The following is a 24,523-nucleotide window of genomic DNA, read 5'->3' as shown; positions in this document are numbered from 1 at the left end:
GTACAGACCCGATTAATTGAGAATCATTATCACTTAGTGTATATTAGATGATAACGATTATCTTATTGATGGGGAGCATAATATAAATGAAAATCTACTGGACCAAAATTGCTGATGTCATAGAAGAGACACCGGAAACAAAAACTTATGTATTGGAGTGTCCCGAAGATTTCACCTGGGAAGAGGGCGCACACACCCATTTAGCTCTGGAAGGTTTCAATGCAGGGGAAAGACCGGACAGGACACTCATCCGTCATATGTCTATTTGTACACTGCCGGGTGAAAATATGATAGGAATCACCACACGAATCAGAAAAGAGTGTTCCGAATTCAAGCAGCGTTTGGACGATTTGCCTGTCGGCGGTTCCGTGGCTCTGTTCAAGACCCATTCCAATGTACCGCTGAGAAGGGAAGGGAGGCCTGTCTACCTGCTGTCTTCAGGTGTCGGCCTTGCAACCTTCAGACCGCTTGTACTGGACTTTTTCAACAATCCCGGGAAGGTGGACAAAGTGCACTCGGTGAACATCGATTCATCGAAAGACTATTTATACCCTGATTTTTTCGTTCAGGATGAAAATAAGCGCTTCTTTTCCGAGTTTTATGATAACCGTACCGGATACTATGACCGTGTCAAAACACTTGCAGAAGATAAAGATGGACTCTACTATATCGTCGGCAGTGATGAATTCCTCTCACAAAACATCAAATTACTGTGCGATGCAGGGATAAGATCGGAACAGATCATGCTCGATAAGCATGAAGACAGGAAGCGGGCAATGATCGAATACTGTTGATGACAAGTCCCTGATTAATACATCGCACCTGCGCCCGGAAGGGCGCAGGTGCGATTCTTCATTCATCACTTAAATAAACAGTCCTTGTCTCCTGCAGGGACCTTCCGACATCTATGATCCTCTGGTTCAGTGAGCCCCTGAAGGCGAGATTCGGACGGTACAGTTTCTGCATGAACGGTCCGTCGACCAGGACATCTGTTTCGCGCAGCAGCCTTCTTCTTCTCTCATCGTTTTTCAAATACTCAAAAACAAATCCGCTCCAGACCCATACCGTCTTTGCATTACCGAAGCGCGCCCTGAAACGCACTACAATCTCCTCCGCCAGCCTTAAATTGCAGAACGGCTCCCCGCCGAGTATGCTCAGCCCGCTCACATACTCCGCTTCACAGTTCAAGATGATCTCCTCAATCACTTCATCGGTACAGACGCCGCCATAAGTGAAGTTCTGGGCAGCAAGGTTGTAGCATCCTGGACAATCGAACGGGCACCCGGATAAATAGATGCTGCATCTGACACCTTCGCCATCGACAAAGGTCCTGGGTTCCACTTTGGCGATATGACGGCGGCCTTCATAAATTTTCAGTGCACTCATTCCGGACGCCCCATATGCTTCACCCTCGCACTGATCTCTTTGTGACGCCCTTTGATCGTCGGCCGGACGACAGGGTTCCCCAGATAACCGCACGTCCGTTTGACGACATCCACGGTTTCCGGATCCTGATTACCGCATTCCGGACACTTGAAACCCATTTCAGTCGTTTCGAAATCTCCTTCGAATCCGCAGTCGTAACAACGGTCGATCGGTGTGTTGGTGCCGAGGTAACCAACTTTGTCATAAGCATAGTCCCATACGGCTTCCAGCGCTTTCAGGTTATGTGTCATCTTCGGGTATTCGCAGTAATGGATGAACCCGCCGCCTGCCAGATGCGGATAATCCTGTTCGAAATCAATCTTTTCAAACGGGGTGACATCTTTCCTCACATCATAATGGAATGAGTTCATATAATATCCTTTATCAGTGATATCCTTCACCTCTCCGAACCTTTCAAGATCCAGCCTGCAGAAGCGGTCTGTCAGGGACTCACTCGGTGTGGCGTAAATGCTGAAGAATACATCATGGCGCTCCGTCCACTCCAGCTGATATTTCTTCATCTCCTCCAGTATTTCCAAAGTGAACGCCTTAGCTTCAGGATTCATCTCCCAGTCAGGGCCGTAAAAAGAAGTTGCAGTTTCGTACAGACCGATATAGCCCATCGATAATGTACAGCGCCTGTTTTTAAATAAAGACATCACACTTGCGCCCGCTCCCAGCCTCTTTCCGAAGGCACCACTCTTATAGAGGATCGGCCCGTTGTCACTCACGACATCTTCCAGCCGCTTCAGTCTGAAGGCGAGTGCATCGTGCATGAGATTCATCTTCTGATGGAAGGTCTTCCAGAATACTTCTTTCCTGCCTGCCGATTCCAGTGAAATTCTCGGCAGGTTCAATGTGACGACCCCGAGATTTGCACGGCCTTCATTGACACTCTCCCCGGTCGTTGGATCCGTCCACTGTGGCAGGAAGGAACGGCAGCCCATCGGTGTTTTGAAGTCCCCCAGAAGCTCGACGATCTTATCGTAATTCAGCACATCCGGATACATGCGTTTTGATGAACACTCCAGAGCCAGCTGCTTGATGTCGTAGTTGGTGTCTTCAGGGGAAAAGTTCACACCTTTCTTCAAGGCAAACACAAGTTTTGGGAATATGGCTGTGAATTTCTCGGTTCCAAGACCTTCAATTCTGGTATTGAGCACTGCTTTTTGCACCATCCTGCTGTAGATGTCCGTCCCGAGGCCGAAACCGATCGTGACGAACGGTGTCTGACCGTTTGATGTATAGAGCGTGTTGATTTCATACTCGAAACTCTGCACAGCGTCTCCGATATCTTTTTCCACACGCTCACTCACGTACTGCGCCAGCTTTTCAGGCCGCACGAATTCTTCGGCGATTTTCCTGTGCTTTTCCTCATTCAGGCGGGCATATTTACCCAGCGTCTCGTCGAAACGGTCCACAGTGACCCCGCCATACTGGCTGCTTGAGACGTTAGCGATGATCTGGACGATCTGGGCGGCTGCCGTCTGGACCGATTTAGGTGATGTGACTTTCGCATTCCCCATCTGGAATCCTTCGGAAAGCATTCCTTCAATATCAATCAGACAGCAGTTCGTCATCGCCTGGAAGGGGTGGTAATCCAGATCATGAAAATGGATGTCACCGCTTTGATGCGCATCGGCAATATGTTTCGGCAGCAGTTTTTTAAGGGCATACGCTTTCGCCACGATGCCCGCGGTCAGGTCCCTGAAAGTATTGAATGTGCGGCTGTCCTTATTGGCATTTTCATTCACAACTTCGGGTTCATATGTGATGAGACTGTCCAAGTTCTTTTCCAATGTTTGCATTTCCATCCTCCTAAAGCACTATATATAGTCTTTGGTTATGAAGATAACACAATATATAGAACCTTAGAGCGTTTTGGCACAGTATTCATACAAACGTCATTTTATGCATCCAATTGTGGCAATTGTGACAGGGGGCACCGATTTCTAGAGTCCTTCAATCTCATCCTTAACAAATCCATCCAGACGGTTCAGAGTCCCCATGATATCTTCCTTCGTCGTTTCCGGGTTGATCGTACACATACGGATCACTTTCTGGCGGTTCAGCTCCGTCGTATAAGTGACGGCATAACCGGAGGCCGCCATGCGCTGTGCCGCATTGGAGAGCACTTTATTGTTTTCGGCTTCGCTCAAGTTCGGATGGATATATTTGAAGCTGAGGATTGAAAGGCTCGGACGGGAGATGATTTTCCAATTTTCCATCTCTTCCACAATCTCAGCGGTGTACTCGGCAAGACGCTGACCGTAATCGATCCGTGCCCTGTACTGTTCTTCGCCCAGCACCTGGAGTGTGATCCAGAGCTTCACCGCCCGGGCAGGGCGGGTGAGCTCCATACCGATCATTTCGGGATCGATCACATCATCGTCACTTTGAATGTCATCCAGATACTCCGCCTGTTCACTGAAACTGTTCAGCAGGTGCTGCTTCTCCTTCACGATGACCATTGCACAGCTGTATGTCTGGAACAGCAACTTATGTGCATCCCAGCTGACACTGTCGGCACGCTCGATGCCGGGAAAGAGGTCACGTCCCTTCGTCGAAAGCAGATGGGACAGCCCGTAGGCCCCGTCTATGTGCAGCCAGAGATCGTTCGCCTCACAGATGTCCGCCATGCCGTTGATATCATCCACCGCCCCGGTGTTCGTCGTCCCTGCCGTACCCACCGCAAGAATCGGCTTCATGCCCGCTTCGGTATCTTTTTTGACGGTCTCCGCCAACGCTTTCAAATCCATCTTGAATTCCGCGTCCACCGATATCCTTCTCACATTCTCCTTCGGGATGCCCGCCATATGGAACGCCTTGCTTAATGAATGATGCACCTGATCCGATATGTAGACGACCGCTCGATACACTTCCTTAGTAGCGATCTTTTCATCCCGCGCAGTGACGACTGCCGTGAGATTCGCCATTGATCCGCCGGAGACGAAGACCCCGCCTGCCGGTTTTATTTCAAAGCCCAGCTTCCCGGCAAAATAATTGACCAGATTCCGCTCGATGCTGATGGGCAGTGTCGCATTCTTGAAGTTGGATGCATGGATGTTATTTGCGGTGGTCAGGATGTCACCGAGCCACGATAACCTCGAACCCGGGCCCGGGATGAATGAAAATGAGCGTGGATGGTTGCCGCGGTGGATATATTCCAGGATTTCATTGTCCAGCTCGTTCATGATGTCATATATGTCCCGGCCCTTTTCCGGCACTTCCATCTTTTCATATTTATCGATCAGCTGCTGCGGGGCCCGCTTCGTTGCAGCCATCATGCCGAGATCCCTTTTCAAATACTTGTTGACCTCGTCCGATATGATATTCTGCAGATCCAGATCTTTCTCCCTAAATTCCATGACCATTGAAATCACTCCTTATTATATTTTAAATTTATCACAACCAGTGAAAATTAAGAATAAAAATCGGTGGAGCGGGGAAGATTCCAGGCGGGAAACCAGCAAGATGCCCGGATTCCAATAAAAAAACTGCCCGGCCATGACAGCCGGACAGTCTATGCCCGATCTTCTTTTTCATTCGTCACTTCCGTCGTCCTGTCGTGACTGATCAGGGTCCTGAAAAGGATGATGATTTCATTGAGCAGATGGGACTTGTACACTTCCTCCTCATCCAGCTCCTGGATGCATTCGCTCAGTTCTTCGAGTACAGGGTGCTCGATATCGAGCCCTGACATATCCTCTTTGATCAGAGGCAGAACCTTCTCAAGTATTCCCAGCTCCTTGGAATTGAATTCCAATTCCAAGTCACGGGGGATATATATGAGGTTTCCGACATACGTGAGATAAATTTTGATGAACTGCAGCTCTTTTTGAATCTCATTCAGATGCCTTAACCCTTCATCTTTGGAACGATGATAGCTGTATTCATCCTGCTGGTATTCCAACAGCTGTTCGGCCTGCGTCATCGTCTTCTGAATCTCCTTATATCTTTTATCAGACCTTGCGGACTGCAGCTTCCCGTCCATCAATTCTTTCACACGTCTCTGGAACAATTGCTGAATTTCCTTTTTTGAAAACGTGGCCAGTTCTTTTATCCTCTCCACATACTTCGGCGGCAGGATCAGATAATTGATCACCGTACTTGTCGTCAGGCCGATCGTGGTCGTTGCCAGCCTTGTGAGGAAATGATAGAGATAGTCATCCTGGACTGAAGGTATCATTGCCACAGCAGTGATCGCTGCAACCAAAACGCCGTCATGAAGTTTGAGCCGGTATGTAATCAATATTGTCAGCGTGGCAGCCAGTGAATATGTCAGAGCAGTCTCTCCGAAGAAGTACAGGGACACCACTGCTATGAATGCACCGATCACTGAAGCCGGAAAACGCACGTACGCCTTTTTCAAAGAGGCTTTCGCTGTAGGCTCAATGGTGACGATTGCAGTGATCACCGCAAATATCGGCGACAGACCCAGCCATATACAGAGCAACGCGGTGATGAATGTTGAAATTCCTGTTTTTATGATTCTTTCGCCGAATATTTTTCTGAATTGAAACATACCATCGACTTCTTTCTGAATGAATTCTTAATATAATCCTACCAAACATTCAGCTTTTGATGAACTTCAACAAAAAAAGACCAAGCACGGGGCTCAGTCTTAAATGATGAATCCACATCACGCGGCTCACCTTCTCCTCCGTACCGACCGTCATGAATCCGTCTTTAATTGTCCGGCGGCACTGAGATCGTCCACACTTTCCTTTCCGAGGTGATCCTTATAATTCAGGAGTCTCAGTCCATTCAGTATGACAAGTATCGTGGAGCCCTCATGACCGAGGACACCCATCGGCAGGTTTATGACCTGGAAGATGTTCGCCAGAATCAGGAGGACGACGACAGTGAGGGCAAAGATGATGTTGAAGATGATGATATTCTTCATCTTCCGTGACAAGCCGAGAGCAAATGGAATCTGCTTCAGATCATCCTGGACCAGCACGACATCTGCGGTTTCCATCGCTATATCCGTACCGCTTCCCATCGCAAAACCGACATCGGCAAGTGCAAGGGCGGGGGCATCGTTGATTCCGTCCCCGACCATACCGATTGCGCCGTATTTTTCACGCAACTCTTCCAGCCGTTCCGTTTTTTCGTCAGGCATGTGATTCGCATGAACTTCCCTGATGCCCACCTTGGCGGCAATATATTCGGCCGTCCTCTGATTGTCCCCGCTGACCATGATGGTCTGTATCCCCATTCCGTTCAGCCGCTCGATTGCCATCCGGCTTTCCGGCTTGAGCCGGTCTTCCAGGGAGTAGTAAGCAAGGACTTCGTCATTCCTTGAGACGAATATCACCGTGTTGCCCTGTTGTTCAAGTAGCTCTGTCTTGTTTGAAATTTCCTGGTTGAGACTCGCACCTTCGGTCGCGTAAGTTCTTTTACCGATCTTCCATGTGTCACCTTCATGGGTGATTTCAAATCCTTTACCCGTTATATCGGCAATATTACCCACTTCTATTTTCGGCGTTTCATGCAGGTGCCTGAGAATCGCACTCGCAATGGGGTGGGTGGAACCGAACTCGGCCGCTTTCACCATTTCATCCACTTCATCTTTCACATCTTCACTGGCATACGCAGCATCCACGACTTCCGGCTTCCCTACGGTAAGCGTTCCGGTCTTGTCGAAGATGATGGCTTTCAACTGGTTCACATTATCTATCGCCTGACCACCTTTGAAGACCATGCCCTTTTTTGCCGCCCTGCTGATGCCGGAAAGCGTGGCGGGGGTTGCACTGGCGACCAATGCACATGGTGAAGCGACCGTGAGCAGGACCATCCCCCTGTAGAATGATTCTTCCATCGACCATCCAAGCAGGAAATACACGGCGAGTATGAAGAGGGGGACGCCGATCAAGACGGCTTTTACGTAAGTGTCTTCTATCCCCTCTATGAAACTTGCAGTTTTCGAAGGCCTTGACTGCGCTTCATCAACAAGCCGAATGATCTTCGAAAATAAAGTATCTTCATCCTCCACTGTCACTTCGATGTCGATCAGTTCACCGGCGTTGATGGTGCCGCCAATCACTTCCGAACCTGAATTTTTCTCGACAGGGACCGACTCGCCGGTCACACTCGCTTCGTTGATCACACCGAAGTCCGTTGCCAGGGTGCCGTCTATAGGTATCGTCGCACCGCGGGGCACCTGCAGAACATCCCCTATTTTCAGTTTCCTGGTCGGAATAACTTCTATTTCACCGTTTGATTTATACCTGCGGGCTTCTTCCGGTGTCAGGTTCATCAGCTCGGAAATCGCATTGCGGCTCCTTTCACGTGCCATGACCTCCATAGATCCGGCAAGGGAAAATATGAAGATCAGCAATGCAGCTTCCATCCAATAACCGATCAGGGAAGCACCGACGGCAGCAAGTATCATCAGAACGTCCACATTCAGGTGCTTATCACGGAAAAGTTCAACCAGGCCGGACTTCGCACTGTAGTAACCCCCGGTCAGAAATGCCACGATGTATATTAAAGATGCGGTGATCTCCATATTGTTCCACGTGAAAATCAAACCCAGGACAATTAAAATACCACTGATGATCGTATTGGTGAGTTCCCTGTGATTGTTTCCCCACTTTAAAATGTTGATAATAATCCCACCTTTATTAAAATGTAGGCCGTTCTTCCTTTACCGCAATTATACCATATAGATGTAATTTTATATCATGGAGAAAACAACGTATTTGGTAACAATGAATGAAGATGAGTATCATTTTAAACTATAGTAAATCCTGATTTTCACAATAAAAAAAGACCGGTTTAAAATCCGGTCTTTTGAAATATTATTTCAATTGCAACTCAGTCAGGCAAGTGCTGTCGCCCGCATAAGTGGAGAATTCCGACTCCAGAGACTTGCCCTGATAATCAATCGTCATGGTATACTTTTCATCCCTCGGCAGCCAAAGATCAACAAAGCCGTTTTCCATTGTGGTGATCGTCTCATCCAGGTGGACTGTCCCGTCTCCGTCAACGATTTTAACGTCGATGTCCTCCTCGACCATCTCCCCCTGGCATCCGGTCAGACTATGCACTTCACATGGGTGCGTGGTGGTCAGGTAGGGGGCGAAAGATACAAAAAACTCGTCTTCCGGCAATTCATGAAAAGTTTCAACACCCGCATCTTCCACATACAATTTTTCGTGATCGATTGAAGCAGCTTCCGCCTCGTTTGAACCACTCAGCTCTGAAACATATGCTTTAACATCCTCTGCACTGTTTTCAGCAGATGAATCATCTGAACATCCGGCCGTGACCATGACCAGAAGCAGCAGAGGCATTAATAATATCTTCATAATGACATGACTCCCCGTATTTTCATTTACCGTAATTATATCAGGGGCTTTTCAATAAAAAAGTTTATATTATAACATTTAGATGAACATTCGTTTCTGTGAACATTTTCTTTCCTGATTATCGGTGGATTAAAAAAAACCGGGCGCCTCAAAAGGGGCTCAGCTTTTCTTCATTTATATTAAACCTCATGTGGTTGCCTGATCACAGCTTTGTAGTTATCCATCAGTCTGTACAGGTATTCGCGTCCATCGGCAAATTTTTCATCATTGATGATCTGCTTCTCCGTCTGGACGAGCACCTCTTCTTCAGGTTCATAAATCTGGTCTTTCGCCAAAAACTCTTCAATGCCCACCGGAGTGATTTCCGGATGGAACTGCACCGCCAGGATATTGTCGTTCACAACATAACCCTGGTTGTTGCAGTTTTGATTGTAATACACTTTTTCAGCCCGCTCCGGAATTGAAAAGAAATCCTGGTGGTGCTGGAACAGACGTATTTCACCCGGCAGTCCCTGAAGCAATGGATGCTGTCTGGCCTCTTCCACCTCATATATGGTATGCCAGCCGATTTCCATATGCGCCATTCTCCGGACTTCTCCGCCGAGTGCCATCGACAGGATCTGCGAGCCCAGACAAATTGCCAGTATGCTCTTCTTCTCCTCCACGAGCTTCCTTAACCATTCTGCTTCTTCGACCACAAAAGGGTAGTTATCAGTTTCATATGCCGTCTGCCGGCCGCCCAGTACAACAAGCAGATCAAATTGCTCATCCACCGGCAGCGGGTCACCCTCATAAATTCTGGCAGTGTTGACTTCATAATGATTTTCATTTGCCCAGTCTTCTATATAACCCAACGGTAAAAGCGGGTCATGCTGAATCACTTGTATGATCATTTAAATGCCTCCTTTTCTAATATAACTCCTCCTTGGAAATCACTCGATTTTCATTCGATACGACACACTATAGTACAAATGGATTATGTGGTCAATATTACAGATCAAGCTTGATATTCCATTATCACTTACATATATAACACATTAACTATCCATGGCTGAAGTAAACATTGGAATTTATTCTGATCATTTTGAATAAAATGCAACTTGTCGTATTTATATGCTAAAATATGCATAACATTTTATACTTCGGAGAGGGGGGTGGAGTCATGACTTTGGAAATGGTTTTTGTAGCCGGAATGATTGTGCTGATGCTCACTTTACTGCTCTTTGAAGTGATCAGGGCCGATTTCATCATATTCATATTCCTCGTCATATTTCTGCTCAGCGGGGTGATAACGACAGAACAGGCTTTGAGCGGCTTTTCAAATGAGGGGATGCTCACTGTCCTGCTGCTGTTCATCGTGGCTGGTGCGATACAAAAGCATGGAATCATTGAGAACTTCATATACGGCATACTCGGGAAGACCACATCGCTGCGTCTGTCGATGGTGAAATTACTGGCACCCATCTCAATCGCTTCCGGTTTTTTGAACAACACACCCATAGTTGTGACACTGACTCCAATCCTGAGGGACTGGGCACGGGACAACGGCTTCTCCCCGTCTAAAATTTTGATCCCCCTTTCATATGCCACAATTTTGGGCGGGACGATCACTATGATCGGCACTTCCACCAACCTCATCGTCAACGGGCTGTTGATCAATGCGGGAGTGGAAGGTTTTTCATTCTTCACTTTGACGGTCGTCGGATTGCCGATAACCATTGCCGGGCTGATTTATATTCTGACCATCGGCCATAAAATTCTGCCGAACACCCTGGGAGCGGAAGATACCATACGTAAAGAAGCAAAGGAATTTTTGGCGGAAGCGACCATAGGTCAGCGGTTTGAACACCTCAATCAGACGATCATAAACGCTTCAAAGAATTCCTTGAAGGGAATTTATATCATCGAAATCATACGGGAAGACGGCACACGCATTTTTCCTGTCAGGGCTGAAACATATATTAAAGAAGGCGACAACCTGATTTTCTCTGCCACACTCAACAGAATAGCGGAAGTTGAAAAATTAAAGGGCATTTCACTGGAAACGGGCACCAATGAAAGCCTGGAAGTCCTTCAGGATGAGAATCATCATCTCGTCGAAGCTGTCATTTCACACAACTCCTCCCTCGTCAATAAAACGATCAGGAGTGCGGAGTTCAGATCGAGGTATAATGCCGGAGTGATCGCCGTCCACAGGAATAATCAGCGTATCACGAGCCGGGTCGGAGATATCATGCTGAAGCCGGGTGACACTTTGCTGCTCCTCGCCGAAGACAGTTTCGTCCAGGAGCACCAGCATTCACAGAATTTTTATGTCGTCTCCACGGTGAATCCGCCGGAAACTTTGATACAGAGCAATTTGAAAGGCTTTCTGGCATTGGGGCTGCTGCTCGTGATGATACTCTCTGTGACGCTCGGGTTCCTGTCGATGTTCGAAGCGATGCTGATTGCAGTGATTCTGCTGTTCGTAACAAGACTGATCAACTGGCAGGAAACGTTGAGCTATATCCAATTCGATGTCATCTTACTGATTGCCAGCGCCTTTGGGATCGGGGCGGCAATGACGCAGTCCGGACTGGCACTGTTCCTCGCTGAAAACATGGTGCGTTTCGCACAGCCACTGGGTATACTGGGCATCATATTCATCGTTTATCTGGCAACCAATATATTTACGGAACTGATCACCAACAGTGCGGCGGCTGTCCTCATGTTCCCGATAGCATTTGAAATAGCCAGCCAGCTGGACGTGGATTATATGGGGCTCATCATCACCATTGCCATAGCTGCTTCATGCAGTTTCATCACACCCATCGGCTATCAGACGAACCTGATCGTCTACGGCCCCGGCGGTTATAAGTTCAGTGACTATATAAAAGTGGGGGCCCCGCTCGTATTGTTGACCATGGCCATGACCTCAACCATCGTTTATCTGGTCTGGTACTAGGCAGATGACCGATACTCAACAGAATCAATATATAAAAAAAGGACTTTCATTAGAAAGTCCTTTTAAAGTCCCTGATTCTTTCACCGATTTCATCTCTGACCCTTTGAAATTCGGCCCATTCTTTTCCTGCAGGGTCATCGAATGGCCAGTGTTCTTTTGCCACACCATGGGGGATGACCGGACAATTTTCATCTGCATCACTGCACAACGTCACCACAAAATCCGAACGTTTTAAAATATCTCCGTCGATCAGGTCCGATGTCTGGGAGGATATATCGATGTCCACTTCCTTCATGGCGTCAATCGCCTTCGGGTTCACCCCGTGCGTCTCTATACCGGCGGAATAAACCTCGAAGCCCCCGCCGAGTATCTCCTTCCCCCAGCCCTCAGCCATCTGCGAACGGCACGAATTGCCTGTACATATGAAATATATCACTTTTTTATCCAACTGAAGCACCTCCATTTAAATTAAAAGCAGTGTCAAATACAATCCAAGCAGGGTGAATATCAGTACAGGTATCGTGATGACGATCCCCACCTTGAAGTAGACACCCCACGAAATCTTCATGCCTTTCTGTGTCAGCACATGCAGCCAAAGCAGCGTCGCAAGCGAGCCTATCGGTGTGATTTTCGGGCCCAGGTCGGCCCCGACGATATTCGCATAAATCAATCCCTCTTTCAGTATGCCTTCGACACCGGATTGTTCTATCGCTATGGCATCAATCATCACCGTCGGCATGTTATTCATGACGGAGGACAATATCGCCGCTATGAAGCCCATACCCATGACTGCTGCAAATAACCCTTGACCGGCCACATAGACCAGTACATCAGCAAGCAGGTCGGTGATCCCGGCATTCCTTAAACCGAAAACGACGACATACATGCCCAGGGAGAAGATGACGATGTTCCACGGTGCGCCCTTGATGACGGCACTTGTGTTGACAGCCGTCGACTTTCTTGCCAGGAGCAAAAAGACGATGGCGATGCTTCCTGCAATGAATGAAACAGGAACGGCCACGAATTCACTTGCCAAATACCCGACAAGCAGTATCGCCAAAATAAACCAGGATATCCTGAACAGCTTCAAATCTTTGATCGCTTCCGACGGTTCTGCAAGTTTCCCTTCGTCAAACTTCCTCGGTATGGAATTCCTGAAGTATATCAGCAGGACGACGATGCTCGCAATCAATGAGAATATATTCGGTATGAACATCCGGGTCAGGTATTCCAAAAACCCGATATTGAAGAAGTCCGCCGAGACGATATTGACCAGATTACTTACGATCAAAGGCAGTGAAGTCGTATCCGCGATGAACCCGCTCGCAAGGACGAAGGGGAAGACCACTTGTTCCTCGAACTTCAGATTCCGCACCATTGCAAGGACGATTGGAGTAAGAATCAGTGCGGCACCGTCATTGGCAAAGAATGCTGCAACTACCGCGCCCAGCAAAGATATGTATATGAACATTTTGATCCCGTTGCCTTTACTCGCCTTGACCATGTGCCTTGCGGACCATTCGAAGAAGCCGATTTCATCCAAAATCAAAGAGATGATGATGACAGCTACGAAAGTCAATGTGGCATTCCATACTATATCCGCCACTTCCACGACATCACTGAATGATACGACCCCGGTTATGATCGCGAGGGCAGCCCCGATGGTTGCCGTAATGCCGATATCAAGCCCCCTCGGCTGCCAGATGATGAATATCAAAGTTGCAATGAATATCAGTATCGCAAGCACCGTCATGACACACACTCACCCTTGCCCATCGATTTGCACACACATGCCTCATTATCACGGGCGATCAGCCCGATATATGTTCCGGCTTCCTTCAATACCTCATTATTCAATTGATACATCTTCTTGTTGCCATCCTTCCTGTAGACTATAAGTCCGGTGTCTTTCAGAACCTTCATATGATGGCTCAATGTAGGCTGGGAAAAATCAAAGTGCTCCAACAGATCGCAGGCGCACAATTCTCCGCAGGATAACAAATCTAAAATTTCCAACCGGCTTGGATCAGCAATCACCTTTAATAAGTTACTTAATTTTTCATATGTCATTTCATCCTCTCCCAACTCTATATAGATTAACATCTATATAGTCAATTGTCTATATAGATTTAGGGTTTTTTAGTACGTTTCATTACGGGTTAATCGATAATATAAGATTATTGAATTCATCTTTAGGGTAAACCAATGGAAAGGAGAGTGGATATCTATATGAGTAAATCTGTACTTATAGTGGTTACAAGTCATGATACAATCGCTGGAGATCAGGATAAACCGACTGGCGTATGGTTGTCCGAAGCAGCAGAGCCTTATATTGCATTTCAAGGTGCCGGTTTCAAGGTCGATATCGCTTCGCCGAAGGGCGGCAGTGTGCCGATAGATCCGAATTCCATAGAGAACGGCAATGATGATGAGAAGTTCACCGAAGTGACCAAAATACTTCAGAACACTCAGCGTATCAGGGACATCGTTTATGAAGGCTATGATGCCATATTCTTTGCGGGCGGCCACGGTGCGATGTTTGACTTCCCGGGTGACCCGGATATTCAGAACATCATCGCCTACTATAAAGATGACGGCAGAGTCATCAGTGCCGTATGCCACGGCCCGGCGGCATTCGCCGATGCCAAGACGAAAGATGGCAAATATCTCGTGGACGGCATCAAATTGACCGGCTTCACCAATGCTGAGGAAGAAGCCATGAACCTGACGGAAGAGATGCCCTTCCTGCTCCAGTCCAAGCTCGAGTCCAATGGTGCCGGATTTGTCGTCGGCACTTCGATGGAGGAGAATGTGGTGTCGAGCGGCAAATTCGTCACTGGACAAAACCCCGCTTCCTCCCAGGCGGTCGCAGAAGCGGTCATAAATAAATTAAATTAAATATTAAAAAGGCGTATGGACATGTCCATACGCCTTTTATTTTCAGTTTTTTGAAGGCCGGCCTGGCTGAATGGGCCGTCCAGCCTTCATCACTGTCCACTCAACGCATCAATCACGAGGCAAGTGCTTGCAATGCCGTCATAAAAATTTTCAATGACGAGGTTTTCATTCGGTGAATGATTCGCTTCGTCGGCATTGGCATAGGGGACCACCACAGAAGGCGCACCGAGCACCTTTGTCCACACTGCATCCGGCAGACTGCCGCCCATGCTGGGCTGGATATACGCTTTTCTGCCAAAACCTTCTTCCACGGCCTGCCGCAAAGGTTCAATGAAAGGATGCTCTGCCGATGTCCTGGATGGGAACATCATGCCGACGCGTTTCATCGTCACGTGGGGGCGTGTGCCTCAATGTGATCTTCCAATGATTGATATATCTTTTCAGGGTCCTGATCCATCACAAGGCGCATGTCCAGCTTCAGTTTCGCAGTGGAAGGGATGATCGTCTTTGCTCCCTCGCCGCCGTATCCGCTGACCAGCCCTGAAATATTCAGAGTGGGCTCAAAACAGAGTTTGCGGTAATACTCTTCTTTCGTCATCTCAAGTGTATCATCACCGATGTCCCTTCTTATTTCTTCGAGGTGGAACGGGAGCTGCATCAACAATTCCTTTTCAAGATCAGTCGGCGGCTTCACTTCATCGTAGAAACCTTCGATCAGAGTCCGGCCGGCCGAATCTTTCATAGTCCCCAGCAGGTGCACAAGTTCCCAAACGGGATTCCGGGCGATGTTACCTTTATTGCCTGAATGGTTGTCGAAAGCGGAACCTTCGGCATTCAACTCCACATACAGCATGCCTCTTACACCAAGCAGTATGTAAGGGTGCCCGTTCGACAGCATCGGCCCGTCGGAAGTATAGACAAGGTCCGCCTTCAGTTTATCTTTATGGGTGCGGATGAAGGGCTCGAGATTCCTACTGCCGATTTCCTCCTCACCTTCGATCAGGAATTTGATGTTGATGGGCAGATTTCCATGTGCTGTCATATAAGTCTTGAAGGCGAGGAGCTGCGCCATGAACTGTCCTTTATTGTCACCGACCCCACGGGCGTAAATCCTTCCGTCCCGGATCGTCGGTTCAAACGGCTCGGAATCCCATTCTTCCAGAGGATCCGGCGGCTGTACGTCATAATGGCCGTAGATCAGAAGCGTCATCGCATCTTCTGAGACGATGTGTTCGCCGTATACGACCGGATGATGATCGCCCTTGATAATTTCCACGTGCCGGACACCCGCCGCCGCCATCTTTTCACCCACCAGTTCCGCACATGCCTCGATGCCGACATTTTCAGCGCTGATGCTCTTCTGCCTGATGACTTCAAACAATTCTTCAAGATAGCTTTCTTTGTGCTGATTGATGATCGCTTTGTAGTCCATAATATCCCCCTGTCACTGTCATGCGTTCTTATGCATCATATTATCACTAATAATGAGTTCATTTATACCTTGAACTTGATTTTTAAAATCAGACATGTATTTTACTTAAAGTATTTAAAATGGTATGTTTTTCATGAATTATGAATATTCAGTTGAAACTAAAAGGAGGAGCTTCATGAAATATAGAATAGGCGTCGATACAGGGGGAACTTTCACCGATGTCGCATTGCTTGCTGAAGGCACCGGTGATATCACGGTTACAAAAGTCCCCTCCACACCACACAATAGTGCCATCGGAGTTATGGATGGAGTGAGACAAATCTTATCAGAAAATAGTATTTCCGCGGGTGATATAACTTTTTTCACCCATGGCTCCACAGTTGCCACGAATACACTGCTTGAACGTAAGGGTGCAAAAACTGCACTGATCACTACAAAAGGGTTCAGAGACATTTTAGAAATCGGACGCCAGACACGCCCTGATTTGTACAATTTCAGAGCACGTCGGCCGAAACCCCTGATTCCGAGGGATTTAAGATGGGAGATTGATGAGAGGGTCAATGCCCGAGGTGAAGTCATCAAAGACTTCGACAGGAAAGACATCAATGTACTGGCTGAAATGATAAAAAAGGAGGAAATAGAATCCCTGGTCATCTGCCTCATTAACTCGTTCCTAAACAAGGACAACGAAGTGAAATTGAAAGAGATGCTGAGGGAGGCATTTCCGGAATTATCCATTACAATTTCAGCTGAAATACTGCCTGAGATCAAGGAATTCGAACGGACAAGTACAGTCGCCGTCAATGGATACGTCATGCCGAAAATGAATTTCTATCTGAGGGACTTGGAAAATTCATTGGAAGATTATGGGGTTAAGAGTAGTCTTTACATCATGCAGAGCAACGGCGGCATCATAACTACGGATACTGCTGTTGAACAACCGGTGAGAACCGTTCTCTCAGGACCCGCCGGCGGAGTTATAGCCGGCACGGATATTGCCTTCCAGACCGACATAGGCAATTTAATCACCATCGATATGGGAGGTACAAGCCTTGATGCTGCATTGATTGAAAATGGCGAGCCGCAATATACGACCAACAGCCAAATCAACAATTTCCCAATCAATGTTCCCATGGTCGAGATGCACACCATCGGTTCCGGAGGCGGCAGTATCGCATGGATTGATTCTGGCGGGGCGTTGAGGGTCGGCCCTCACAGCGCAGGTGCAGACCCCGGCCCTGTCTGCTATGACAAGGGTGGCACGGAGCCGACCGTTTCCGATGCCAATGCGATACTAGGCAGACTGAATCCCGATTCCATCCTCGGTGGCAAAATGAAGATGAACCTGGAAGGGGCAAGGAAAATCGTCAAAGAGAAAATTGCAGAACCTCTCAGTCTGTCGGTCGAAGAAGCCGCTGAAGGTATACTGAAGGTCGTCAATGCGAATATGGTGAGAGGAATACGTGTCGTATCAGTGGAAAAGGGGCATGATACACGAGATTTCTCACTCCTTGCATTCGGTGGGGCAGGCCCACTTCATGCCGTTGATATCGCACATGAACTCGAAAGCAAGAATGTCATTGTGCCTCCGAGCCCGGGCATCAACTGTGCTGCAGGCATGTTGATTGCCGATGTCCGCCATGACTATGTCAGTGCATTCATCTCCACTACGACCAATATCGATTATGAAAAGCTGCAACAGTCTTTGAAAGTGCTTGAAGACGATGCACGATCTGCCTTGAAGCAACAGGGATTCGATGACAAACATACACAGATCAACCACAGCATTGACCTTCGATATGTCGGTCAGGCATATGATATCAATGTTGAATTGGCAAGCGTGGAAGTGAACGCCGATGTACTCGATAAAACGATACAGGACTTCCACGACATCCATGAGAAAATATATGGTTTCAGCCGCAGGGAAGAAAGTCTTGAGACGGTCAATATCAGGGTTTCTTCTTTCGGACTGATTGAGAAGCTTGAAAGCAGGAAGCTCGAAGAAGGAAGTGGGGCGGAAGTAGAGTACACGACCCGCTATGTTTATTTTGACGGAGAGTTTCATGAAACTAAAATTTATCAGCGCCCCAACTTGTATATGAACTATGAATTCGAAGGCCCGGCGATCATTGAACAGCTGGACTCCACTGCTGTCATCTATCCCGGTCAAAGGGTGCGGGTGGACAGTTTCGGCAACCTGATAATTGAAAATGCCACTGCGGAAGATAAGGAGGATGCCATTGATGACTAAAATAGATGGAATCACTTTGGAAGTCATGAAGAACTCATTTTACACAATCGCTGAAGAAATGGGTGTCACACTCATCAAAACTGCACTTTCCACAAATATAAAAGACCGTGTAGACTGTTCAACGGCACTCTATACTAAAAAAGGCGAACTGGTAGCGCAGGCGGAACATGTCCCGCTTCACCTCGGTCTTATGCCTTCAGTAGTAAAAGAAGTACTCAAGATGTACCCGGAAGAAAGTTTGAAGCCGGGCGATGCTATCCTTATCAACGACCCTTACATCAGTGGGTCGCATCTCCCTGACATATTCATGATCAGTCCGATATTCCACGAAGGGGAACTGATTGCGATCGCTTCGAATGTGGCCCACCATGTGGATGTCGGCGGCCTTGCGCCCGGAAGTATGTCGGTGAAAGCGACGGAAATATTCCAGGAGGGGCTGCGTCTCTCAGGCGTTCGGGTACGTAAGGAAGGCAAACTCGATTCTGAGATCATCCGCCTGCTCAAATCCAACGTACGTACCGGCGATGAGGTACTTGGCGACATATATGCCCAGCTCGCCGCAAACTCCGTTGCAGAGCAACGCCTGAAAGACCTGATTGATAAATACTCGCTTGAACATATTTTCAACAGCATGGAAGAAATCATCAATTACTCAGACAGACGCATGCGCGCTGCCGTGAAGGAAGTGCCCAATGGGGAGTACTCATTTGAGGATATCCTTGAAGGCGACGGTATCACCGAAGATGAAATCATCGTGAAGACGAAGGTCATAGTGCACGGGGACGAAGTCACAGTAGATTTCACAGGGTCAAACCCACAGACGACAGGCCCGATGAATTCAACCATCGGAGTGACTAGCGCATGTGTTTATTATGCAGTCAAATCTCTTCTTGAACCGGATGTGCCTCCGAATGCAGGTACTTACAAATGTCTTAATATAATAGCCCCCGAGGGCACAATCGTCAATCCTAAATTCCCCGCTCCTGTTTCAAATGCCAACCTGAATACATCCCAGAGAATTGCGGACACTATCTTCGGTGCAATGGCGGAGGTACTGCCTGAGCGTTCGATGGCTGCTTGCTCTGGTACGATGACAGGCTTCTCAATCGGCGGATACAACCAGGAAGAAGAGAAATACTTCTCCTACGTGGAAACATACGGTGGAGGACAGGGGGCACTCGATGATATCGACGGGATGGACGGCGTGCACACGAATATGACTAACACATTGAACACACCTGTCGAAGTCATCGAACAGAGCTTCCCCTTCAGTGTTAAAAACTACTGTTACATTGATGGCAGCGGAGGTCCGGGCAGATATCGGGGCGGTTCAGGCCTGCAACGTGAAATAGAACTGTTGGAAGACGGGTTTTCATTTACTCTGACCGCTGATCGTGCCAAACATAAACCATGGGGGCTCTTCGAAGGCAAAGGTGGGCAGACTTCACTATGCACACTCTTCACAAGTGACGGCGAGGAAATAAAAATTAAATCGAAAGAGACGAGAAATGTTCAAAAAGGGGACTCAATCCGATTACAGACTGCCGGGGGCGGTGGTTACGGTGACCCGAAAGAAAGAAACAAGGATGCCATCGAAAGAGATATCTTACTCGGTTTCATCTCAAAAGAACAAGCCGAAAATGATTATTACTATAAAAAATGATCAAATATTAAGGGGTGCTGAGCTATGGAAAAATATGAACATAAACCTGAATACTTTGATGAAATGGACACAGTCAAGTCACCCGCTGGTAAAGTAATTGGACTCGCATTACTCATCCACGGCATTGCCCTGTTGTATGTATTTTTATGGCAGGCATTATTAACAATATAAGTGAACATGGGAGGAAGTTATGGCTTTAACTATATTTATCATCTATTTTGGGGGACTCCTGATTGCCGGTCCGTTATCGGCGAAACTGATGAAGAAGAAAGACTCCAGCGATTATATACTGGCTGGCCGCTCGGTCCCCACATGGCTGGTGACCGGGGGGATCGTCGCAACTTTGATTAACTCCGCGACACTGCTTGGTTACGGGGGCAGCGGTTACTCGTTAGGCATTACCGCATATTTCTCTGCAATGGGCTTTGTTGCGATACTCATCTGGGTGGGTTATTACTTCATACCCAAGCTCAGAAGGGCAAATATAGTCACCATTCCAGAGCTGTTCTCAAGAATGTTCGGCTGGCAGCATAAAGTTGTTTCGGTGCTGCTGGTCATGGCGAGGGATATGGGGGTAACTGCAGGTGCTGCGATTGGTATGGCGGTCGTCCTGGGCGCAGTCTTCGATATCTCCATTGACCTCGCGCTTTTAATCACCGTCTTCGTCACATTATTCTTCACCGTCACTGGCGGCATGTGGGCGGTTATGATCACTGACACCATCCAATCAGTGATACTTTTAGTCGGTACGACAATCATGATTCCTCTGGCTATCGCCCACGTGGGTGGGTGGGAGGCCCTGGTCAATGCCATTCCCGAGACCCATAGTGATATGTGGTTTGCAGGCGGCCCGCAAATTATTGGCTGGGTACTGCTCGGTGCACTGACTACTCTCGCATATCAGACTTTGATTCAACGCGGATTATCGGCAGAATCCGATAAAGCAGCAAAGGACGGTTTCGTTTATGCCGGTATCATCACAATCATTTGGTATATGGTACCTTTCTTCATAGGGACAATTGCGGTGGTTATTTTCCCGGACATTGCACCGGATGACGCCTTCCTGAGCCTGACACAGCTCTTTGGAGCAGTTGGCAGCCTGTTGTTTGCAGTAATCATTGTGTCATCCTGCATATCGACATTGTCCTCAACTGTGCTGACCACATCATCCAATATTGCTAATGATATTTATAAGCAATGGATCAACAGGAACGCATCAGAAAAAAACGTCGTTCTTGTCTCTAGGATTTCCGTGGTCGTTGTAGCAATCACCGGGGCCCTGATTGCCCGTTCCCTCCCTTACATCTTGGAACTCCTGCTGACAGGCGGGCGCATCATGGCATCTTCACTTTCTCCGGTGCTTCTTGCTATCGTGTTCTGGAAACGTGCAAGAAGGGCTTATTACAGTACAATTACTGCCATGCTGCTCGGAGCCGCCACAACCATTACCATGGTCATCCTCGGAAATCAACTGGGGACGGAAGACGGCGGAGTCGTATTTGTATGGACGGTCGATCCAGTGTTGGTCGGCATACCTGTCACAGTACTTACTCTTGTCATAGGCACTTATATCGAAACAAGGGGATGGAAAGATCCGGATCAGTCTGCTGCAGCTGAATGAGAATGAAAAGCACCCCTGCATAATTGCAGGGGTGCTTTTCATATCTTAATAATTCCCTAAATATTCATCGAGTTCCCAAGGTGTGATTTGGGCACTATAGTCTTTCCACTCAAATGTTTTATTTTCAACGAAGTGGTCATAAATGTGGTCACCAAGGGCTTCCTTGATCACTTCATCTTCCCTCAGCGCTTTCAAAGCTGTGTAAAGCGTCGTCGGGAGGTCTTCCACATCTTCAGCCTGACGCTCTTTTTGTGTCATTTCATAAATGTTTTCATTGACCGGTGTCGTCAGATCCGTCTCATTTTTAATGCCATCAAGACCAGCTGCCAGAATGACTGCAGTTGCAAGATAAGGGTTTGCAGATGGATCGAGGGACCTCACTTCGGCGCGTGTGCCCGGTCCGCGGCTTGAAGGGATCCTCAACAACGGTGTCCTGTTTCGGCCGCTCCATGCGATATACCTCGGCGCTTCAAACCCGGAAGCAAGACGCTTATAAGAATTGACCAGAGGATTGCATATTGCCGTGTAACCTCTCGCATGCTCCAATAAGCCCGCCATGAAGCGTCGCATTTCCTCACTCAGGCCAAAGTCATCATTCTCGTCATAGAAGACATTTTCCCCGTCCCTGAATAATGAGACATTATAATGCATGCCGCTTCCCGGCTGTTTGTATAAAGGTTTCGGCATGAATGTTGCATGCAGATCATATGTTCTCGCAATCGTTTTAGCCACCAGCTTGAATGTCTGCAATGCATCACTTGCTGCAAGGGCATCCATATACTTGAAGCTTATTTCATGCTGCCCGGGGCCGACTTCATGGTGGCTCATCTCCACTTCAAAGCCCATTTTATCGAGTGCTCTCGTGATTTCCCTTCTGCAGCGACCGCTTGTATCTGTGATGTCGAGGTCGAAATAACCGCTGTAATCATTCGGTTCTGTTGTGTAATCTCGGTTTTCATCCAATTTGAAGAAGAAGAATTCGGGTTCGGGACCGAGGTGCATCTTATCGTACCCGAGTGCCTCCATCTCTTTGATCACCCTTTTCAGGTTCGATCTCGGATCTCCATTAAATGGCTTACCGTCGATGCCATAGATGTCACATATCAAACGTGCAGTCTTATCCACACCTTCCGTCCATGGCAGCACCACCCATGTATTCAGGTCAGGCTTCAAGTACATATCAGACTCTTCCACCCGGACAAAACCTTCGATTGAAGAACCGTCAAACATCATTTCCCCGTCTATTGCCTTATCCAGCTGACTGACAGGCAGCTCCACATTTTTTATCGCACCCAATACATCAGTGAACTGGAGTCTTACATATTGGACACCTTCCTCTTCAACACTATTAAGAATATCCTCTCGTGAATATTCAGCCATTGAATCACACACGCTCCTTAAATTTCGTTTTATGAATACACATCATTTATACAATACATATCCTTATTTATAAATATAACCTCGGCACAAACATTTAAACCTGAAACTTAACATTAATGGAAAAAACAAAAATCAAATCATGTAAAGATATATTCACCTTGTCATTTTATTCAAAGGATGATGGACATCCCTTCCCCGCCAGATCGTCATCCGGGAGAGATGGTCAACTTTTACACTATCATACGAAAAACTATTACTTCACGATTGATTTTCCATCGGATAAAGGGGGCAGACCGGCATTTGATATGGTAAAATATAAAAATCTGTATAAATGATATCAAACGGATGGAGGTATAAACGTGAATGGGCCAGAAACAACTGCTAACACGCGTCTAAAATGGCTGATCGGAGTCGGCATCACATTCGTCGTGGCGGCCACAGGATACATCCTTGCCATGGTCCCCGGATTTTCTTTCATAGGCCCCCTTGGCAGTGCAATCATCCTTGCCATCGTCTACCGTCAGATTTTCGGTTTTCCTTACGCGTATAACAGCGGCATCACTTTTTCATCAAAGAAATTGTTGCGTGTGGCCATCATATTATATGGCCTGCGCCTGAATATAAACATCATACTTGGTGAAGGGCTGGAGTTCCTGATCAAAGATACGGTGGTCATCGCTTTTGCCGTCCTATCGATGATTGCACTCGCCCGGTTGTTCAAAGCCGACTTCAAACTCTCCCTGCTCCTCGGGGTGGGGACAGGCGTTTGTGGTGCCGCAGCCATAGCAGCTGTCGCGCCCATCATAAAAGCAAAGGATGAAGATACGGGCATCAGTGTCGGCATCATAGCACTGATCGGGACGATCTTCTCGATCGGTTACATCTTCATGCGCCCACTGCTGGATATAACCAACACCGAATATGGTGCATGGGCCGGGATGAGCCTTCATGAGCTTGCACACGTGGCGCTAGCCGCTGAGCCCGCGGGAAGCAACGCACTTGCGATAGCGCTGCTCGCGAAGCTCGGGCGGGTCTTATTATTGATTCCGTTATGTTTCATCATCATCTATTTTGTAAGGCGCCACCAGAAAAAATCTGCTCCGGACGGTGTCACCATCCAGTTTCCATGGTTTTTACTGGGTTTCATTTTGATGAGCCTGATCAACACCTACATCATCGGCCCTGTGATTTTCATCCCTGAAGCGATGGTGGAAAGCGTCTACAGCTTATCGACGTTCCTGTTGACGATGGCGATGGTCGGCCTGGGGTTGAACGTCAGCCTCAGGGATCTGCAAACAAAGGCATTCAGGCCGCTTATGGCAATGATCATCGTATCCGTCGCTTTATCCGCACTTGCCTTTATGATGATCTAAAAACCTATGAAGCATTTTCCAATTGTGAAAAGCCGCTGAACATTGATGTTCAGCGGCTTTTATTCTCGTTATTCAACCTTCATCCGATTACAGCCTTCGATTCTAAGCCTTAAGATCGGATTTGCTGCCCAAATTCGATTGGATCCATGGATTCAGAAGGTTCAAATCGAAACAGGGTGCTATATCCGATTTGCCCTTTGATATTAGTAGATTCAAATCG

At 47.6% G+C, this 24,523-nt stretch carries 21 protein-coding genes; 8 read left to right on the top strand and 13 right to left on the bottom strand.

Annotation, left to right across the window (positions count from 1 at the left end; translation table 11 throughout):
* The first annotated feature begins 86 nt into the window (after positions 1-86).
* Positions 87-794 (top strand): ferredoxin reductase domain-containing protein, encoded by a 708-nt coding sequence (locus BUA12_RS05285; RefSeq protein ID WP_072709149.1) that lies wholly within the window; start codon positions 87-89, stop codon positions 792-794.
* A gap of 58 nt (positions 795-852) precedes the next feature.
* Here BUA12_RS05285 and nrdG read toward each other — a convergent pair whose 3' ends face one another.
* From nrdG to BUA12_RS05250, 7 genes are all read right to left on the bottom strand, one after another.
* Positions 853-1,386, bottom strand: a complete 534-nt coding sequence (nrdG, locus tag BUA12_RS05280) for an anaerobic ribonucleoside-triphosphate reductase activating protein (protein ID WP_072709147.1) — start codon at positions 1,384-1,386, stop codon at positions 853-855.
* Positions 1,383-3,233 carry an anaerobic ribonucleoside-triphosphate reductase gene (nrdD, locus tag BUA12_RS05275; protein WP_072709145.1) on the bottom strand — a complete coding sequence of 617 codons (1,851 nt, stop codon included), beginning with the start codon at positions 3,231-3,233 and terminating at the stop codon, positions 1,383-1,385. The genes nrdG and nrdD overlap by 4 nt, the downstream gene beginning before the upstream one ends.
* Positions 3,234-3,377: 144 nt before the next feature.
* Positions 3,378-4,799, bottom strand: a complete 1,422-nt coding sequence (locus BUA12_RS05270) for a pyridoxal phosphate-dependent decarboxylase family protein (protein ID WP_143146094.1) — start codon at positions 4,797-4,799, stop codon at positions 3,378-3,380.
* Between the two features lie 149 nt (positions 4,800-4,948).
* Entirely contained in the window at positions 4,949-5,950 is a 1,002-nt protein-coding gene (locus BUA12_RS05265) for an FUSC family protein (RefSeq protein ID WP_072709143.1), read from the bottom strand.
* Between the two features lie 150 nt (positions 5,951-6,100).
* Positions 6,101-7,939, bottom strand: coding sequence for a heavy metal translocating P-type ATPase (locus BUA12_RS05260; RefSeq protein WP_072709141.1), 1,839 nt, complete (start codon positions 7,937-7,939; stop codon positions 6,101-6,103).
* A 292-nt stretch (positions 7,940-8,231) separates the two neighbouring features.
* Positions 8,232-8,741, bottom strand: a complete 510-nt coding sequence (locus BUA12_RS05255; RefSeq protein ID WP_072709139.1) for a CueP family metal-binding protein — start codon at positions 8,739-8,741, stop codon at positions 8,232-8,234.
* A gap of 179 nt (positions 8,742-8,920) precedes the next feature.
* Positions 8,921-9,634 (bottom strand): type 1 glutamine amidotransferase, encoded by a 714-nt coding sequence (locus BUA12_RS05250; RefSeq protein WP_072709137.1) that lies wholly within the window; start codon positions 9,632-9,634, stop codon positions 8,921-8,923.
* A gap of 269 nt (positions 9,635-9,903) precedes the next feature.
* On the opposite strand from BUA12_RS05250, the gene BUA12_RS05245 reads away from it, so the two are divergent.
* Positions 9,904-11,685, top strand: a complete 1,782-nt coding sequence (locus tag BUA12_RS05245; RefSeq protein ID WP_072709135.1) for an SLC13 family permease — start codon at positions 9,904-9,906, stop codon at positions 11,683-11,685.
* 49 nt (positions 11,686-11,734) lie between these two features.
* On the opposite strand, the gene arsC is transcribed toward BUA12_RS05245, so the two are convergent.
* Genes arsC through BUA12_RS05230 form a run of 3 tightly spaced genes read right to left on the bottom strand, consistent with a single transcriptional unit; the run spans position 11,735 to position 13,755 of the window.
* The gene (arsC, locus tag BUA12_RS05240; protein ID WP_072709133.1) at positions 11,735-12,133 is read right to left on the bottom strand and encodes an arsenate reductase (thioredoxin); all 399 of its coding nucleotides are present in this window, start codon (positions 12,131-12,133) and stop codon (positions 11,735-11,737) included.
* Between the two features lie 15 nt (positions 12,134-12,148).
* On the bottom strand, positions 12,149-13,438 hold the full coding sequence (arsB, locus tag BUA12_RS05235; RefSeq protein WP_072709131.1) for an arsenite efflux transporter membrane subunit ArsB: 1,290 nt from the start codon (positions 13,436-13,438) through the stop codon (positions 12,149-12,151).
* The gene (locus BUA12_RS05230; RefSeq protein ID WP_072709129.1) at positions 13,435-13,755 is read right to left on the bottom strand and encodes an ArsR/SmtB family transcription factor; all 321 of its coding nucleotides are present in this window, start codon (positions 13,753-13,755) and stop codon (positions 13,435-13,437) included. Before BUA12_RS05230 ends, arsB begins: the two co-directional genes overlap by 4 nt.
* Positions 13,756-13,914: 159 nt before the next feature.
* Between BUA12_RS05230 and BUA12_RS05225 the strand changes: the two genes are divergently transcribed.
* Positions 13,915-14,583, top strand: a complete 669-nt coding sequence (locus tag BUA12_RS05225; protein ID WP_072709495.1) for a type 1 glutamine amidotransferase domain-containing protein — start codon at positions 13,915-13,917, stop codon at positions 14,581-14,583.
* 89 nt (positions 14,584-14,672) lie between these two features.
* On the opposite strand, the gene BUA12_RS13185 is transcribed toward BUA12_RS05225, so the two are convergent.
* A complete protein-coding gene (locus BUA12_RS13185; RefSeq protein WP_331463068.1) occupies positions 14,673-14,975 on the bottom strand; it encodes a hypothetical protein in 303 nt (100 codons plus the stop codon).
* On the bottom strand, positions 14,972-16,015 hold the full coding sequence (locus BUA12_RS05220; RefSeq protein ID WP_245772758.1) for a M20/M25/M40 family metallo-hydrolase: 1,044 nt from the start codon (positions 16,013-16,015) through the stop codon (positions 14,972-14,974). Before BUA12_RS05220 ends, BUA12_RS13185 begins: the two co-directional genes overlap by 4 nt.
* Before the next feature lie 175 nt (positions 16,016-16,190).
* On the opposite strand from BUA12_RS05220, the gene BUA12_RS05215 reads away from it, so the two are divergent.
* Genes BUA12_RS05215 through BUA12_RS05205 form a run of 4 tightly spaced genes read left to right on the top strand, consistent with a single transcriptional unit; the run spans position 16,191 to position 21,550 of the window.
* The gene (locus BUA12_RS05215; RefSeq protein WP_072709127.1) at positions 16,191-18,266 is read left to right on the top strand and encodes a hydantoinase/oxoprolinase family protein; all 2,076 of its coding nucleotides are present in this window, start codon (positions 16,191-16,193) and stop codon (positions 18,264-18,266) included.
* Positions 18,259-19,929, top strand: a complete 1,671-nt coding sequence (locus tag BUA12_RS05210; RefSeq protein ID WP_072709125.1) for a hydantoinase B/oxoprolinase family protein — start codon at positions 18,259-18,261, stop codon at positions 19,927-19,929. The genes BUA12_RS05215 and BUA12_RS05210 overlap by 8 nt, the downstream gene beginning before the upstream one ends.
* A 24-nt stretch (positions 19,930-19,953) precedes the next feature.
* Complete coding sequence (locus tag BUA12_RS13025; protein WP_178138227.1) at positions 19,954-20,100, top strand: hypothetical protein; 147 nt, start codon at positions 19,954-19,956, stop codon at positions 20,098-20,100.
* 19 nt (positions 20,101-20,119) lie between these two features.
* The gene (locus BUA12_RS05205) at positions 20,120-21,550 is read left to right on the top strand and encodes a sodium:solute symporter family protein (RefSeq protein WP_072709123.1); all 1,431 of its coding nucleotides are present in this window, start codon (positions 20,120-20,122) and stop codon (positions 21,548-21,550) included.
* 45 nt (positions 21,551-21,595) lie between these two features.
* On the opposite strand, the gene glnA is transcribed toward BUA12_RS05205, so the two are convergent.
* Positions 21,596-22,930, bottom strand: a complete 1,335-nt coding sequence (gene glnA / locus BUA12_RS05200; RefSeq protein ID WP_072709121.1) for a type I glutamate--ammonia ligase — start codon at positions 22,928-22,930, stop codon at positions 21,596-21,598.
* A gap of 359 nt (positions 22,931-23,289) precedes the next feature.
* On the opposite strand from glnA, the gene BUA12_RS05195 reads away from it, so the two are divergent.
* Positions 23,290-24,303 carry a YeiH family protein gene (locus BUA12_RS05195; protein ID WP_072709119.1) on the top strand — a complete coding sequence of 338 codons (1,014 nt, stop codon included), beginning with the start codon at positions 23,290-23,292 and terminating at the stop codon, positions 24,301-24,303.
* Positions 24,304-24,523 lie beyond the last annotated feature (220 nt).

This window comes from Lacicoccus alkaliphilus DSM 16010, from assembly GCF_900142805.1.
GTDB lineage: Bacteria > Bacillota > Bacilli > Staphylococcales > Salinicoccaceae > Lacicoccus > Lacicoccus alkaliphilus.
This window is presented reverse-complemented; position numbering and strand designations above follow the sequence as displayed.